Consider the following 15,216-nt stretch of genomic DNA (forward strand, 5'->3'; position numbering starts at 1 on the left):
TCACCGGAAATCCCGTGATGACGTGCGCACGCTGATCGTCAACGGCTCCAGCCGGTCGGCGATGAGATTGGTGATGTTCTCCGGTGAACGCTCGAGAATGCCGCGAATCACCATCGCCGGCGCCGAGCGGGCGATCCGCCGGTAGCGATGCCACACACCTTGGCTGACGATGACATTGAGCAGCCCGGTCTCGTCCTCGAGGTTGAGGAAGGTGATGCCGCCAGCGGTCGCCGGACGCTGCCGGTGCGTGACCACGCCCGCCACCTCGATACGGCGTCCTGACTCCACGTGCAGGCAACTGGTGATGGGCCGAACTCCTCTGGCGTCCAACGATTTCCGGTTGTGGCTGATGGGGTGGTCGGCCGGGCTGATGCCGGTCGACTGCAGGTCGTGCTGCAAGATCTCACCCGCGGTCAGCAGCGGCAGGAGCGGCGGTTGGTAGGGCACGGTCAGGTCGAGCTGCCCCTGCCGGACGGCGGCGGCCTCCGCTGATCGCCAGAGCGCATTGCGGCGGGTGCCGGCGATGCAGTCCAGGGCCCCGCTCAAGGCAAGGGCTTCCAGTTGTTCGGCGTCCAGCTCAGCGCGCCTGGACAGATCGGCGAGATCGATGAACTGGCCGGCCGAACGCGCCTCGACGATTCGTTCGGCTGCTGCTTCGCCCAGCCCTTTGATCTCCTCGAATCCCAATCGCACCGCGAAGCCGGTGTCGCGACGATGCTGTGCGGTGTCGTCCGGCCGGCCCGGATCGAAGTCACCGATCTCTTCCTGCTCATGGTCGCGCAGGCAATCGGGTCGGTCATTCGCCGGCGGTGGATCGTCCAAGGCTTCGAGGTCGGCGTACACCTCCGACAGGTGCAGATGCGGTGGACGCACGATCACCCCGTGCCGACGGGCATCACCCACGAGCGTCTGGGCGGAGTAGAAGCCCATCGGCTGGGCGCGCAGCAAGGCAGCGAGGAAGGCCGCCGGGTAGTGCAGTTTGAGCCACGAACTGGCATAGACCAGCACCGCGAAACTCAAGGCGTGTGACTCGGCAAAACCGAAATTGGCGAAGGCCTCGATCTTGGTGTAGATCTCATCGGCCACTTGCGGACTGATGCCGTTGGCGTACATGCCCTCGTAGAGCTGGGCGCGCAGCGCGTCGATCCGCTCGACACCTCGTTTGGAGCCCATCGCCCGACGCAGCAGGTCGGCGTCCGCGGGGGAGCAGTTGCCCACGCTGACCGCCATCTGCATCAGCTGTTCCTGGAAGAGCGGCACCCCGAGGGTGCGTTCGAGGACGTCCTCCAGCAGCGGGTGGGAATAGGTGATGGGGTCTTCGCCGGTGCGACGCCGGATGTAGGGGTGCACCGCACCACCCTGGATGGGTCCAGGACGGATGAGCGCGATCTCGACCGCGAGGTCGTAGAACGAGCGTGGTTTCAGTCGGGGGAGGGTGCCCATCTGCGCCCGGCTCTCCACCTGGAACACGCCGATCGAGTCGGCGCGGGCGAGCATGTCGTAGACGCCGGGTTCGTTGCGCGGCAGGGTTTCGATCCGCCAGTGCTCATCCAGGTGCTCGGCGGTCAGGTCGAAGGTGTGCTGCAGTGCAGCGAGCATGCCCAGGCCCAGGAGGTCGAACTTCACCAGGCCCATCCACGCGCAGTCGTCCTTGTCCCATTGCAGGACGGTGCGGTTCTCCATCCGAGCCGGCTCGATCGGGCACACCTGGCCGACGGGTCGTTCGGTGAGCACCATGCCGCCGGAGTGGATGCCGAGGTGCCGCGGAAAGCTCAGCACCTGCTGCGCCAGATCGATCACCGGCGCTGGGATGTCGTGATCGGCGCTGTTGATCTCGGCACCCCAGCGTTCGACCTGCTTCGACCACGCATCCTGCTGTCCTTGACTGTGCCCCAAGGCTTTTGCCATGTCGCGGATGGCGTTCTTGGGGCGATAGGTGACCACATTCGCCACCTGGGCGGCATTGCGTCTGCCGTAACGGCGGTAGACGTACTGGATCACTTCCTCGCGGCGTCCGGAGTCGAAGTCGACGTCGATGTCGGGAGCTTCTTCACGTAGTTCTGACAAGAAGCGTTCGAAGGGCAGCCGGTAGAAGATCGGATCGATGACGGTGATGCCCAGCACGTAACAGACCAGGGACGCCGCCGCCGAGCCCCGACCCTGGCACAGGATGCCTTTGCTCTTGGCGAAGGTGACGATGTCGTGGACGATCAGGAAGTAGCCGGGGAAGTCCTTGGCCTCGATCACCTGCAGTTCCTTGTCGAGGCGCTCGCGCACCTGTGGTGACATCGGCGAGAACAGTTGTGCGGCAGCGGTTTCGACGAGTTCGCGCAGCCAGCTCATCGGGGTGTGCCCGGCCGGCACTTCCTGCCGGGGCAACTTGGGGCTCGCTGCGCGCAATCGGAACCCCGCCTGGTCGGCGATCTCGACGGTGCGTTCGAGCGCACCGGGGAAGCGCTGGAAGCGGGCCAGCATTTCGGCGCCGCTGCGCAAGTGGGCTTGATCGCTGGCCGGCAGCCAGCCGTCCAGTTCGTCGAGGCTGCGCCGGGCACGCACGGCGGCCACGGCGGTCGCCAACGGGAAGTTCTCCGGACGGGCGTAGTGCACCGCATTGGTGGCGATCACCTGCAGGCCGCGGCCAGCGGCGAGATCGGCGAGTTGGTCATTGCGTGAGCCGTCGCTCGGGTCGCCGTGGTCGGTGAGCTCGACCAACACCCGGTCGTGGCCGAAGCGTTCGGCCAGGCGATCGAGTTCGACCAGCGCAGCAGATTCATCGCCGCGGGAAAGCGCCTGCCGCACAAGCCCTTTGCGGCAGCCGGTGAGCACGAAGCATGAGCCCGACACGGTTTCGGAGACCTTGTTCAGGTCGTAGACCGGTCGCCCCTTCTCGGCGTCCGGGTGCAGATGTCCGTCGGTGAGGGCGGTGGCGAGCCGGCGGTAACCGTCCACCCCGTCGGCGATCACCACGAGGTGATGGCCCTCGGGATCGGCGATGCCGTTCTGTGGAGCGGACAGATCGAAGGACAACTCCGCGCCGTACATCGTGATCAGATCGCCGTAGCCTTCTGCAGCTTCGGCCAGGCGCACGATGCCGTAGAGGCCGTCGTGATCGGTGAGGGCGAGCCCGTGCAGTCCGAGCGCGACGGCCTCGGTGACGAGGTCTTCGGGGGAGGAGGCCCCGTCGAGGAAGCTGTAGTGGGAGTGGGCGTGGAGTTCGGCATAGGGCACCACGGTCTGCGGCCGGACGATGTCGGCGGGGAGGAATTTCGCCCTCTTGCGTGAGAACGCCGGCCCGTCGCCGCCGTCGGCCACCGGCACCGAACGGGCCTGCGGGCGGGTGCCGTGGGAGAGTGTCTGCTCCAGTTCCGACCACGAGATGGGCGGGTTGCTCCAGCCCATCTCAATCTCCGCTGCGGTGGAGCTCAGTCATAGCGCGCCTCGATCCACCAGCCGTCGTCCGTGGCGAGGAGCAGCCAGGCCTCTCCGGAGTCGTCGACGATCTGAAACCTGTTGAGCGCCAACGGCTTCTGCCACCAATGCTGCCGCACCGGCCACGGGCCGTTCCACGCCACGACCTGCCGGGCGCGGGAGTCGTCATGGGCCGGACGCCAGGTGGCCGGTGCAGCTTCGAGGCCGCCTCGGGCATCGACCACGACAGGGTTGCCGCCTGCGTCGTGCACGAGGGCAGGCTGTGCGGAATCGAAGACCGTTGCCGGGCGCGGACCCGGAAGAGTGCCGGGCCAGGGACGATCGCGGGCGTCGTGGCGGGGAGGGGAGTCGCCCCACGGCCGGGTCGAGTGGCGTTCGTGCAGCAGGCGTCCGCCGGCGAGGGTTGCGCTGCGCACTGCACCGTGGCCGAGGTCGCGCTGCAAGGAGACGACCATCTGGGTGATGTGCTGGTCGGGACGCTCGCCCCAGAGGCCCGGTGCGTGGGCGGCCGCCTGCGTGGGTGATTCGGCGACGATCTCCACCACGGTCACTCCGTCGGAGCGGTCACTCCGGTGTGCGTGGGTGGCGAGATCTTCCAGTTGCCAGCGCACCCGTTCGGTGATGTCGTGCGTCGTGAACGGCCAGGCATGCCGCCAGGTGCGTTCGTGCAGATGCCCTGCCGAGGTGGTCAGGGTGATACGCACTTCGTGACACACCAGTGAGCGGGTGCGCAGACGGTCGGTCAGGGTGGCCGCGATCGGTTCGCTGATCCTGGTGATCAGGGCGGCATCGTTGCTGGGGTGTTCGCAGACCGCCTGAACGGTGAAATCGTCCGGGATCGGATGGGTGGGCAGCACGGGGGAGTCTTCGCCCCAGGCGAGCTGGTGGGCGCGGCGTCCGGCCTCGCCGAATCGGGAATGCACCTGTGCGCGGGGTAGCTTCGCGAAAGCTCCAAGGTTGCGAATTCCCATGCGGCGCAGGGTTTCTGCCAGCGCTGGGTCGCCGACTGCGGCTGCGACGGTGGAGACGGGCAGGGTGCGCAGGAAGGCTGCAGTCTGGGGCGAGGGCAGGTTGGTGACCGGACAGTCGACGGTGGTGTTACGCGCCACTTGCTCGGCGAGGAACACCCCGTCAGCCACCGCCATGCGCACGTCGTCAAGGTGGAGTTCGGCCAGTTGGTCGAGCAGCAACTCGACCACGGCGTCCTCACTGCCGTAGAAGCGGGCCGCTCCGGTGATGCGCACGGCGAGCGCACCCTGCTCGATGAGATGCACATGCGGGACGACCCGCTCGACTGCTTGCAGCACCGGAGCGAACCAGCGTTCGTCCACCGCAGGGTCGTGCGCGAGCACGGTGAGATCGGGGCAGCGGGTCTGGGCCTCCCGCAGGCGTAGGCCGATGGTGACCGACTCGTCCTCAGCTTCGGGGGAAACCGCAATGACCCGACCTTTTGCGATCAACGCCAGCCGCGGTGGAGCGGCGCTGCCCAGCGAGCGCCGGGCGGCCTCGACCGGCCAGCTCGGGCACCAGAGCGCCAACGTGCGCGCAGGTGGCGCGGACGTCAGTGCGGGGGCCTTGGGCATCTGCCGAGTATCGAACATGTGTACGAACAAGGCAAGTGGTGCTCGCGTTCGCCCGGACTCACTCCAGGGGCGGCCATTGCACTGTTGCGCGGGTACTGCGATGGCCGCGAATTGCCTCGACGGTCAGTTCGCGCCCCAACAGGTGGCCGTGCCCGCAGGAGAGCCCGCGCCAGCGCGAGGAGAGAGTGCGCAGGACGGTTGCGCGCGGCCAGGCGTCTGCGACCAGGAGCACGGCGCCGCGATGGCGTAGGCGGGCTTCCAGGCGCGATCTGTTGGTGGGGGTGAGTGGCGGGGGTGCCGCGGCCATGACGATGTCGACGGCCTCGATCAGGGTCGATACAGCGTTGAGCCAGTCGTCCGGGGCGATCTTCGGCACTAGGATCAGGCGCTGTAGGTCGACTCCCCATTCGTCCGCAGATTCCAGGCCGAGATGGGGGAATCCTACTGCCCCGCACCAAGATTCAGATAACGATGCGCTCGCGAGCAAGCCGATGCCGAGCGTGGTGCCACCCAGGAACCCGTAGACCGATCCGGGCCGCAGGCGGTTGCCGATCGCCGGCTGCAGGGCAGGGTGCACCGGGTGGTGGCGCCCGCCGGACTCGGTCGAGCGCAACTGTCTGCGTAGCCCCTCCAGCACCTCGGCGGGATTTTCGGTGGCGATGCTCATGCATCCAGCATCGAACATTCGTTCGAATAATGGCAAGTGGGCCGCTCATCGATTGGTCAGGCCTCGGTGGCAGGATCGTGCCATGAGCAACGAACGTGAAGTGCTGACCTACGAAGACTTCGGCCGGGCAGTGCGCGAGGTCGCGCAGAACATCGTAGATTCAGGCTTCGAGCCCGACATGGTGCTCTCGATCGCCCGGGGTGGCCTGCCCTTCGGTGGGGCTCTGGGTTACGCACTCGACCTGAAGAATGTCTCGGTCGTGAATGTCGAGTTCTACACCGGCGTCGATCAGCGGCTGGACGTGCCGATCATGCTGCCGCCCACCCCTGCTGCGGTCGACCTGTCAGGCATGAAGGTGCTCGTCGTCGACGATGTCGCCGATACCGGCAAGACCTTGAAACTGGTGCAGGAGTTCGTTGCCGATCACGTGGCTGAGTCGCGGATCGCGTGCATCTACGAGAAGTCGCGCACGATCGTGAGCTGCGATTACGTCTGGAAGTACACCGACCAGTGGATCGACTTCCCCTGGTCAAGCCAGCTACCGGTCACCGCGTCTCGCTGAACAACAAAGCCGAACGGCGCCACCCTGACGAGGGTGGCGCCGTTCGTCACTCAGATTCGGTGATCAGGCCTCGGTGCTCGTGGCCGGGCGCTTGCCGAGTTCCTCGTCCAGGCGCAGCAGGCCCGGGCCGTCGTCCTTGATCAACTTCACCCGACCGATGATCTCGCTGACGGTCGCCTCTTCCTCCACCTGCTCCTCCAGGAACCAGTTGAGCAGCGGGCGGGAGTCGAGGTCGCCCTCCTTATCGGCCGCGCGGTAGAGCTCGCGGATGGCTGCGGAGACCCGCTCCTCGTGCTTGAGCGAGGCCTCGAACGCGTCCAGCACGGACTCGACCTTGACTGCTGGAGCCGCGATCGCGCCGATCTCGGCGTGGTTGCCGCGGTCGGAGACGTGATCGATGAACTTGTTGGCGTGGACGATCTCCTCGTCCGCCTGGTGGCGCAACCAGGCGGCCATGCCGGGAAGATCCATCTCGTCCAGCTTGATGGCGAGCTGGCGATACACGATGGAGGCTTCGAATTCGAGGGTGATCTGCTGGTTGAATGCCTGCTCCAGGCTCTCGCTCATCTTCATGGCACGAGCCTAACCAGCCACATCGCCAGTAATTCGCCGAAGGCTGCCCTTATGCACCCGTCCGGGTGGTTGCTCGCACAAACCGGACGCAAAATCGACGCTGTTGGTGCTCGAGCGTGCGATATGCGTCCGGTTTGTGCGGATTTCAGCTCACCAGCTGTTGACGACGTCGACCACCAGGCGTTGTCCGCCGTCGGCGTTGTTCAGCACGAAGGCCTGCATCGGCAGGCGTCCGCGCATCCCGATGAAGAACTGCGTCTGACCCTCGAAGGATGCGCCGTAGGCGATCTGCTTGAAGTTGAAATAGCCGGCCACGTTCGCCACTTCCATGCGGTTGGCCGGACGGTAGGTCGGCCAGCCGGTGTTGGTGTAGGCGGGTGCCTTGGCGATCACCTGCAGCACGGCATTGCCGCGTAGGCGCAGCACCTGACCGGTGGGGTCGACGACCGCCTGGCTCACGTAGCGCACGTCGTAGCCGGTCGATCCACTGCCGCGGCCGAGGTCGATCACCATCCGTTCGAAGCATCCGTGCTGGCCGACACGCACGGCGTTGACGGTGCGGGTGGTCATCGGTGCGGAGGTCTTGGGCAGCGATCCCCAGGGAGCCGTGCAGGCTGTCGCGTGCGCCGCGTCGGTCGTGATCGGAGCGATCGTGAGGACGGCCAGAGTGGTCGTCGCGGACGCCAGAACGGCGAGAGTTCTCTTCATGATGTTCCCCTTGCGGAAAGTAGCGCGAACCCCTTTCGCGCTGTTGTTGATAGTCCTCCTGGATGGGCACACCGGCAAGAGTTTTCTCGTACCGTCACTCAAGAGTGATCTGCTCGTGACCTGGGCTTTGCTTCATGTGTCGCCCCGTCGCACCTGCCTGCACGTTGTCGTGGCAGGCTCCACGCATGGACGATGTGCAACTCCCGTTGGCCGGGGTTCGGGTGGTCAGTATCGCCACCAATCTGCCTGGTCCGGCCGCCGCGCACCGGCTGCAGTTGCTCGGTGCACAGGTCACCAAGGTGGAGCCGCCGGCAGGTGATCTGTTGGCAGCCGCCGCGCCGGCGTACTACACAAAATTGTCACAAGGCCAAGAAGTAATCGTCGTCGACCTGAAGACTGCTGCAGGTCGAGAGCAACTCGACGCGCTCCTGCAGGACGCCGAGTTGTTCATCACGTCCAACCGGCCGACGGCGCTGGCCAAGCTGGGCCTTGACTGGTCGTCCTTGAGTGCTCGCCATCCCGGGCTCTCACAGGTTGCGATCGTCGGTCATCCCGGAGTTGCTGCCGACGTCCCAGGCCATGACCTGACCTACCAGGCTCACGCCGGGACGCTCCAACCGCCTTTGTTGCCAACCGTTCTCGTCGCTGACCTGGCCGGAGCCGAGCGGGCGGTCGCGGAGGCAGTCACCGCACTCCACATTGCCGCCCGGACGGGTGTGGGTAGCTATCGGGAGGTCGCGCTCAGCGATGTCGCCACCGACTTGGCGCAGCCTGCCAAGCACGGTATGACCACTCCGGGCGGCTTCATCGGGGGAGTGCTGCCGCAGTACGGCATCTACGCCGCCGCTGAAGGCTGGGTCGCGCTCGCCGCCTTGGAGCCGCACTTCTGGGCGGCCTTCCTGGAGGCGTCCCGAGTGGATGGCAGCCGCGAATCATTGGAGGCATTCTTCGCCTGCCGAACGGCCAGGGACTGGGAACACTGGGCGCACGAGCGCGGGCTGCCGCTCGCGGCAGTTCGCGCGCCCTAGCGTTTGAACGCCCGTCAGGCCTCGGACGGTGGCAGGACGTCCTGCTGCGAGGGCAGCTGATCCTGGCGCACGATGCCGACCGGGCAGGTCATGCCGTTGGGTCCGTGGTTGCAGTAGCCGCCGGGGTTCTTGTGGAGGTACTGCTGGTGGTAGCCCTCGGCGTAGTAGAAGGTGCCGGCGTCCTGCGCTGAACGAAGCTCGGTGCTGATGTCGCCGAAACCGTTGTCGTGCAACACCTTCTGGAAGGCCTCGCGCGTCTGCCGCGCAGCCTGCTCCTGCTCCGGGGTGGTCCAGTAGATCGCCGAGCGGTACTGGGTGCCGACGTCGTTGCCCTGCCGGTTGGCCGTGGTGGGATCGTGGTTTTCCCAGAACTCCTTCAGCAGGAACTCCGGCGAAGTCTTGGCCGGGTCGTAGGCGACCAGCACCGCTTCGGTGTGGCCGGTGCGCCCCGTGCAGGTCTCTTCGTAGGTGGGATTGGGCGTGAACCCGCCCATGTAACCGACCGCCGTGGTGACCACTCCGGGCAGTTTCCAGAAGATCCGCTCCGCGCCCCAGAAGCAGCCCATGGCGACGTACATCACCTGCGTGCCGTCCGGCCACGAGCCGTGCAGCGAGGTGCCGAGCACCTCGTGGGTCTCGGGGATGCCGGGGAGGGTCTGCGCGCGTCCGGGCGGTGCCTCATCGGCGGTGACCATGGTCGTGGGACGTCCGAAGCCGAAGATCATGCTCTGCACAACGACGAACCGCCCAGGATGCTTCCCTGGGCGGTTCGTCGGCTTTGTGTCGAAGTGATTCAGGAGGGGGACACCTCACCCATCTCGTCCCAACCGGAGCCCTCGACCTGACGGGAGACGATGCGCGGTGTCTCGGCGACCGCCTGCCCCATCTCCTGGGTGGCCTTCTTGAAGTGCTCGCTGTTGACGTGCGGCTCGGCGCCGTCGTCGGTGAACGCCTCCACCAGCACGAAGGTGTCGGGCTCCTCGACGCTGCGCGACCACTCGAACCACAGGTTGCCGGGCTCCTTGCGGGTCGCCTCGGTGAAGTCGTGCACCAGGTCGAGCCAGCGGTCGGTCCACTCCGGCTTGGTCTTGAATTTCACCACGATGAAGTACATGTCGGTGCCCTCTCTTTGTCGTGCAGTGTGGAGATCGATCTTGTGCGCTGACGCCAGGCGCGTCAAACCACGACGTGGAGAAGGGATCGAAGGCATCGCTGCTGCGCCGGGCAGTGGTGCCAAATCTGGTTGCTCGCGCCCGGTGGAACCGGAGATCGTGGACCCATGACAGTGACTGTTCGACCCATTGATCTGCTCTCCGACGACGTCCTTGCTCAGCAGTGGATCGACGTCCAAGCACGCAGCGGTGCGGCCGACTGGGGCGCCGAGCATTCCGCGTGGACCCTCGCCGAAGTGCAGGGCCGCCGCCGAGGCACCGGGTACGCGTTCGAGGATTTCGTGGCGATCGACGGCGAGCAGGTCATCGGGATGGCCGCGATCGCGATGCCGTTGCGCGACAACGAGCACCTCGGACTCCTGATGTTGCATGTCGACCCGGAACACCGGCGGTCAGGTGTGGGCACCGCCCTGGCTGAGTCGGCGCTGAATGCATTGCGTGAGGCCGGCCGCACCACGGTGCAGGCTGAGACCGAAATCCCTTCCAGCGCAGTCGAATCCGGCGGACCGAAGTTTGCGCAACGGTTCGGATTCACCTGCGTCCAGAAACTCCTTCGCAGCGCGATGCCGCTGCCCGGTGACCGACGCCGACTCGAACAACTTGCCGCAGGCGACGGGATCGAGGACGCCGCTGCCTTCCGGCTCGACTGGCGGATCGACGAGATCCCGGACGATTGGCTGCCGAGCCTCGCGCTGCTCGAACAACGGATGAGCACCGATGCTCCGCAGGGTGGCATGACGGTCGAGGAAGAGGCGTGGACGCCCGAGCGCGTCCGCGAGAACCTCGACTGGGCGCTGGAGGCCGGGCGGCGCATCGTCCAAGCGGTCGCCTTCGAGGGCGAGATGATGGTCGGCTTCACCCAGATCGAAGTCTCGCAGGACACCCCGGGCCTCGGTTACCAGCAGGACACGCTGGTGCTGCGAGAAGCGCGGGGCAACGGGCTCGGGCTGCGTTTGAAAGCGCTCGCTGCGCTGACGGTGATGGACCACCTGCCGCAGGTCACCCGCGTCCGCACCTGGAACGCCGACGACAACAAACACATGCTCGCCGTCAACACCGATCTGGGTTACGGGCGGGAAGGAGTGCTGCAGGTGTGGGAGCGCGGGCTCGACGGGTGGTCAGGCACGGCCTGAAGTCTCGATAACCTTGGGCGGTGCTGACCGTTCAAGAAGCCCTCCTCACCCTGCAGAAGTTCTGGACCGACCGTGGCTGCATGGTCGTCCAGCCGTACAACACCGAGGTCGGCGCGGGAACGATGAACCCCGCCACCGTCATGCGCGTGCTCGGCCCTGAGCCGTGGCGAGTGGCCTACGTCGAGCCGTCGGTGCGCCCGGACGACAGCCGGTACGGCGAGAACCCCAACCGGTTGCAGACCCACACCCAGTTCCAGGTGATCCTCAAGCCCGACCCGGGCAACCCGCAGGAGCTCTACCTGGAGTCGCTGGAAGCTCTCGGCATCGACCTGGACGCCCACGACGTCCGCTTCGTCGAGGACAACTGGCAGCAGCCGGCGATCGGTGCCTGGGGCCTGGGCTGGGAGGTCTGGCTGGACGGCATGGAGGTCACCCAGTTCACCTACTTCCAGCAGGTGGTGGGGCAGAACCTCGAGCCGGTCAGCGTCGAACTGACCTACGGCATCGAGCGCATCATGATGGCGCTGCAGGGCGTCTCGCACTTCAAGGACATGCAGTACGCGCCGGGCATCACCTACGGCGAAGCGTTCGGCCAGAACGAGTACGAAATGTCGAAGTACTACCTCGACACCGCGGACGTGCCGACGAACCGTGAGCTCTTCGGCCACTACACCGCTGAGGCGCAGCGCATGATCGACGCCCGTCTGCCGGTGCCGGCCTGGACCTACGTGCTGAAGAGCTCGCACGCCTTCAACGTGCTCGACAGCCGCGGCGCCGTCTCCACCACCGAGCGTGCCCGCTCCTTCTCCCTCATGCGCAAGCTCGCCCGTGAGGCCGGCGGCCTGTGGACCGAGCGCCGCGAAGAGCTCGGCAACCCGTTGCTGAAGTCGACGCTGCCCTCGATGCAGATCGGCAACTCCGTGCTTGCGCCCGCGCAGGGGGAAGCTGGTGCGACGCAGCCCAGCTCCGACCAGCCGCAGACGTTCGCCCTGGAGATCGGCGTCGAGGAACTGCCGCCGCATGTCGTCGAGCAGGCCATCGCCCAGGTGCGCCAAGCACTCACCGACGGCCTTGCCGCCTCGCGCCTCGAATACGGCGACGCGACGGTCGTCGGCACCCCGCGCCGCATCGTTGCGACCGTCGCCACCGTGAGCGCTCAGGAGCCGGACGCCGAAACCCTGCGCAAGGGCCCCAAGGTCGCGGCTGCCTTCGACGCAGAGGGCAACCCGACCAAGGCCGTCGAGGGATTCGCCCGGGGCCAGAAGGTCTCGGTCGATGACCTGGTGCGAGCGGAGTTCGACGGCGCCGAGCACGTCGCGGTGAAAGTCGCCCAGCCGGGACGTGACGTCCTCACCGTGCTCGGGGAGCTGACCACTGCGGCGATCGGCGCGCTGCGTGCCGACAAGAACATGCGGTGGAGCGACCCCGAGCTCACCTACAGCCGCCCCGTGCGCTGGGTGGTCGCGCTCTGGGGAGCCGACCTGGTGCCCGCGCAGATCTCGCAGTTGCGCACCGGCCGCACCACCTACGTCCAGCGCACCGACGCCCAGCCGCTGGTGCCGGTTGCAGCCGCGGACGAACTGGTGACACTGCTCGACGGCAAGGGCATCGTGCTCGATCCGGCCGCGCGACGGGCCTCGGTCGTGGAGCAAGCGCGTGCACTCGCCGAATCGGTCGGCGGCACAGTCGATTTCGATGACGAGAGCGATCTGGTCGACGAGATCACCAACCTCGTGGAACAACCGCACGGCATCCTCGGCTCGTTCGAGGAGCGTTACCTGCGTGTGCCCGAGCAGATCCTCACCACGGTGATGCGCAAGCACCAGCGTTACCTGCCGGTGCGCGGCACAGACGGCGCGCTGATGCCCTACTTCATCACCATGGCCAACGGCGCCTGCGACGACGCGGTCGTGCGAGCAGGCAACGAGTCGGTGCTGCGCGCCCGTTACGAGGACGCCGCCTTCTTCTACGACGCCGATCTCAAGGTCGACCTCGCCCAGTTGCGCAGCGGCATCGAGAAGCTCACTTTCGAGGACCGGCTCGGCTCCATGGCCGACCGCGCGGGGCGCATCAAGGACGTCGCTGCCTCCCTCGCCGACCAGCTCGACCTCCCGAGCGACGATCGTGAAATCGTCACTCGCGCAGGCGAACTCGCGAAGTTCGACCTCTCGTCCCAGATGGTGGTGGAGCTGTCGTCGCTGGCCGGGGTGATGGCCAAGGAGTACGCCACGAAGGCGGGGGAGAAGCCCGCTGTCGCCGACGCCCTGTGGGAGATGGAGCTGCCGCGCTCGGCCGGCGACGCCCTGCCGCAGTCGGTGCCCGGAGCACTGCTGGCGCTCGCCGATCGCTTCGACCTGCTGGCGGCGATGTTCGCGATCGGCGCCAAGCCGACCGGCTCGTCAGATCCCTTCGCGTTGCGCCGCGCCGCACTCGGTCTGGCCAGCATCCTGCGCGCCCGCCCCGAACTCGCCGCAGTGACCGTGGAGGGTGGCCTGGCCGTGGCCGGCGCTCGCCTACGTCAGCAGGGCGTCGAGGTGAGCGACGAATCACTCACTGCTGCACAGGAATTCATCGAGGGACGGTTCCAGCAGCAGCTGCGTGACGAAGGCGTCTCGGCCGGTCTGGTCGCGGCTGTCGCACCCCTCACCGGCGCGCCGGGCAAGGCGGAGCAGGCGCTGCAGGACATCCACGCGGCGGGGTCTCGCGACGGCTTCGAGGCGCTGGTGGAGGTGACCCAGCGCATCACCCGCATCGTCCCCGAGGGCACGCCGGCGCAGTTCGATCGCGCGTTGCTGGTGGAGGACGCCGAGAAGGCGCTCGTGGTCTACGTCGACGAACTGCCCGACCTGCGTGGGGAGGGCCTGGTGCGCTGGGCCGAGGACGCACAGCCGGTCGTGACGCCGCTCAACACCTTCTTCGACGAGGTGTTGGTGATGGCCGACGACCCGGCCGTGAAGGCAGCGCGCCTGGGTCTGTTGCAGACCGTTGTCGACCGCGCTCCGGCCGGTATCGACTGGAAGGCGCTCGCCACGGCGCTCTGAGTAGCTCTGAGCTTTGACAGGGGCCGGCACTCTCGGCCACAAACCGGACGCACATCGCACATTTTCGGAGCAGAAGTGTGCGATGTGCGTCCGGTTTGTGTGCGGAGGGTGCCGGCCGCCGGTTTTGTGCGGAAGTAGGGTTTGCGCATGAGTATCGAACAGCCCGGATTCTCCACTCGCGCCATCCACGCGGGGTCTGAACCCGACCCCCGCACCGGATCGGTCACCCCCGCGATCTACCAGACCTCGACCTACAAGCAGGACGGCGTCGGCGGGTTCCGTGAGGGCTACGAGTACTCCCGCTCGGCCAACCCCACCCGCACCGCGCTCGAGGAATGCCTCGCGGCGATCGAAGGCGGCGAACGCGGTTACGCCTTCGCCTCCGGCCTTGCCTCCGAGGACACCCTGATGCGGGCGCTGCTCAAGCCGGGCGACCACATCATCATCCCGACCGACGCCTACGGCGGCACCTTCCGGTTGATCGACAAGGTGCTCAAGCCGTGGGGCGTCGACTACAGCCTGGCCAAGGTGGCCCACCCCGACGCCATCCGCGGCGAGATCCGGCCGGGCGTCACCAAGATGATCTGGATCGAAACGCCCACCAACCCGCTGCTGGGCATTGCCGACATCGCGGCCATCGCGCAGATCGCCCACGAGGCCGGCGTGCTTTTCGCGGTCGACAACACCTTCGCCTCGTCCTACTTGCAGCAACCACTCGCGCTCGGCGCCGACGTGGTCATGCACTCCACCACCAAGTACGCCGGCGGTCACAGCGATGTCGTGGGCGGAGCGCTCGTGGTGAATAAGAGCGTCACGGTGCCCGGTTTCGAGGACACCGCCGATCGCATCGCCTTCCACCAGAACTCGCTCGGCGCGGTGGCCGGGCCGATGGACTCCTGGCTCGTGCTGCGCGGGCTGAAGACGCTCGCGGTGCGTATGGAGCAGCACTGCACCAACGCCGAGAAAGTGGTGGAGTACCTCCAGACGCGTCAGGACGTCACGCACATCTACTACCCGGGCTTGGAGAGCCACCCCGGTCATGACGTCGCGGCTCGCCAGATGAAGCGCTTCGGCGGCATGGTCAGCTTCCAACTGGCCGGCGGAGAGCAGAACGCCGTGGACGCGATCGCCCGCACGAAGATCTGGACGCTGGGGGAGTCGCTTGGCGGTGTCGAGTCGCTCATCGAGCACCCCGGACGGATGACCCACGCCAGCGTCAAGGGCACCGAACTCGAGGTGCCCGGCGACCTCATCCGACTCTCGGTCGGCATCGAGGACGTCGACGACCTCATCGCCGACCTGGACGAAGCTCTGGGGTGA

The 15,216-nt window shown here is 66.8% G+C and carries 12 protein-coding genes; 5 read left to right on the forward strand and 7 right to left on the reverse strand.

The window, feature by feature from the left end:
• From J5M86_RS03315 to J5M86_RS03325, 3 genes are read right to left on the reverse strand one after another with little or no spacing between them, the layout of a single operon-like run.
• Entirely contained in the window at positions 1-3,399 is a 3,399-nt protein-coding gene (locus tag J5M86_RS03315; protein ID WP_188061656.1) for an error-prone DNA polymerase, read from the reverse strand.
• 23 nt (positions 3,400-3,422) lie between these two features.
• Positions 3,423-5,012, reverse strand: coding sequence for a DNA polymerase Y family protein (locus tag J5M86_RS03320; protein ID WP_188061655.1), 1,590 nt, complete (start codon positions 5,010-5,012; stop codon positions 3,423-3,425).
• Positions 5,013-5,070: 58 nt separating this feature from the next.
• A complete protein-coding gene (locus J5M86_RS03325) occupies positions 5,071-5,679 on the reverse strand; it encodes a hypothetical protein (protein WP_208965093.1) in 609 nt (202 codons plus the stop codon).
• Positions 5,680-5,761: 82 nt separating this feature from the next.
• Here J5M86_RS03325 and J5M86_RS03330 point away from each other — a divergent pair, with 82 nt between their 5' ends.
• Complete coding sequence (locus J5M86_RS03330; RefSeq protein WP_188061654.1) at positions 5,762-6,241, forward strand: phosphoribosyltransferase; 480 nt, start codon at positions 5,762-5,764, stop codon at positions 6,239-6,241.
• A gap of 63 nt (positions 6,242-6,304) precedes the next feature.
• Here J5M86_RS03330 and J5M86_RS03335 read toward each other — a convergent pair whose 3' ends face one another.
• Together J5M86_RS03335 and J5M86_RS03340 are read right to left on the reverse strand one after the other, a co-directional pair.
• Entirely contained in the window at positions 6,305-6,814 is a 510-nt protein-coding gene (locus J5M86_RS03335) for a ferritin (protein WP_188061653.1), read from the reverse strand.
• Between the two features lie 150 nt (positions 6,815-6,964).
• The gene (locus J5M86_RS03340; RefSeq protein WP_188061652.1) at positions 6,965-7,522 is read right to left on the reverse strand and encodes a hypothetical protein; all 558 of its coding nucleotides are present in this window, start codon (positions 7,520-7,522) and stop codon (positions 6,965-6,967) included.
• A gap of 185 nt (positions 7,523-7,707) precedes the next feature.
• On the opposite strand from J5M86_RS03340, the gene J5M86_RS03345 reads away from it, so the two are divergent.
• On the forward strand, positions 7,708-8,550 hold the full coding sequence (locus J5M86_RS03345) for a CoA transferase (RefSeq protein ID WP_188061651.1): 843 nt from the start codon (positions 7,708-7,710) through the stop codon (positions 8,548-8,550).
• 14 nt (positions 8,551-8,564) lie between these two features.
• On the opposite strand, the gene msrA is transcribed toward J5M86_RS03345, so the two are convergent.
• The gene (msrA, locus tag J5M86_RS03350) at positions 8,565-9,275 is read right to left on the reverse strand and encodes a peptide-methionine (S)-S-oxide reductase MsrA (protein WP_244328459.1); all 711 of its coding nucleotides are present in this window, start codon (positions 9,273-9,275) and stop codon (positions 8,565-8,567) included.
• A 68-nt stretch (positions 9,276-9,343) separates the two neighbouring features.
• Entirely contained in the window at positions 9,344-9,664 is a 321-nt protein-coding gene (locus J5M86_RS03355) for a putative quinol monooxygenase (protein WP_188061650.1), read from the reverse strand.
• A gap of 165 nt (positions 9,665-9,829) precedes the next feature.
• On the opposite strand from J5M86_RS03355, the gene J5M86_RS03360 reads away from it, so the two are divergent.
• The 3 genes from J5M86_RS03360 to J5M86_RS03370 all read left to right on the forward strand — a co-directional run bounded on the left by J5M86_RS03360 (position 9,830) and on the right by J5M86_RS03370 (position 15,216).
• Positions 9,830-10,855 (forward strand): GNAT family N-acetyltransferase, encoded by a 1,026-nt coding sequence (locus J5M86_RS03360; protein WP_188061649.1) that lies wholly within the window; start codon positions 9,830-9,832, stop codon positions 10,853-10,855.
• Positions 10,856-10,875: 20 nt separating this feature from the next.
• Entirely contained in the window at positions 10,876-13,896 is a 3,021-nt protein-coding gene (locus J5M86_RS03365; RefSeq protein ID WP_188061648.1) for a glycine--tRNA ligase, read from the forward strand.
• 147 nt (positions 13,897-14,043) lie between these two features.
• A complete protein-coding gene (locus tag J5M86_RS03370; RefSeq protein WP_188061647.1) occupies positions 14,044-15,216 on the forward strand; it encodes a cystathionine gamma-synthase in 1,173 nt (390 codons plus the stop codon).

Origin of the sequence: Yimella sp. cx-51, assembly GCF_017654605.1 — a bacterium.
GTDB lineage: Bacteria > Actinomycetota > Actinomycetes > Actinomycetales > Dermatophilaceae > Yimella.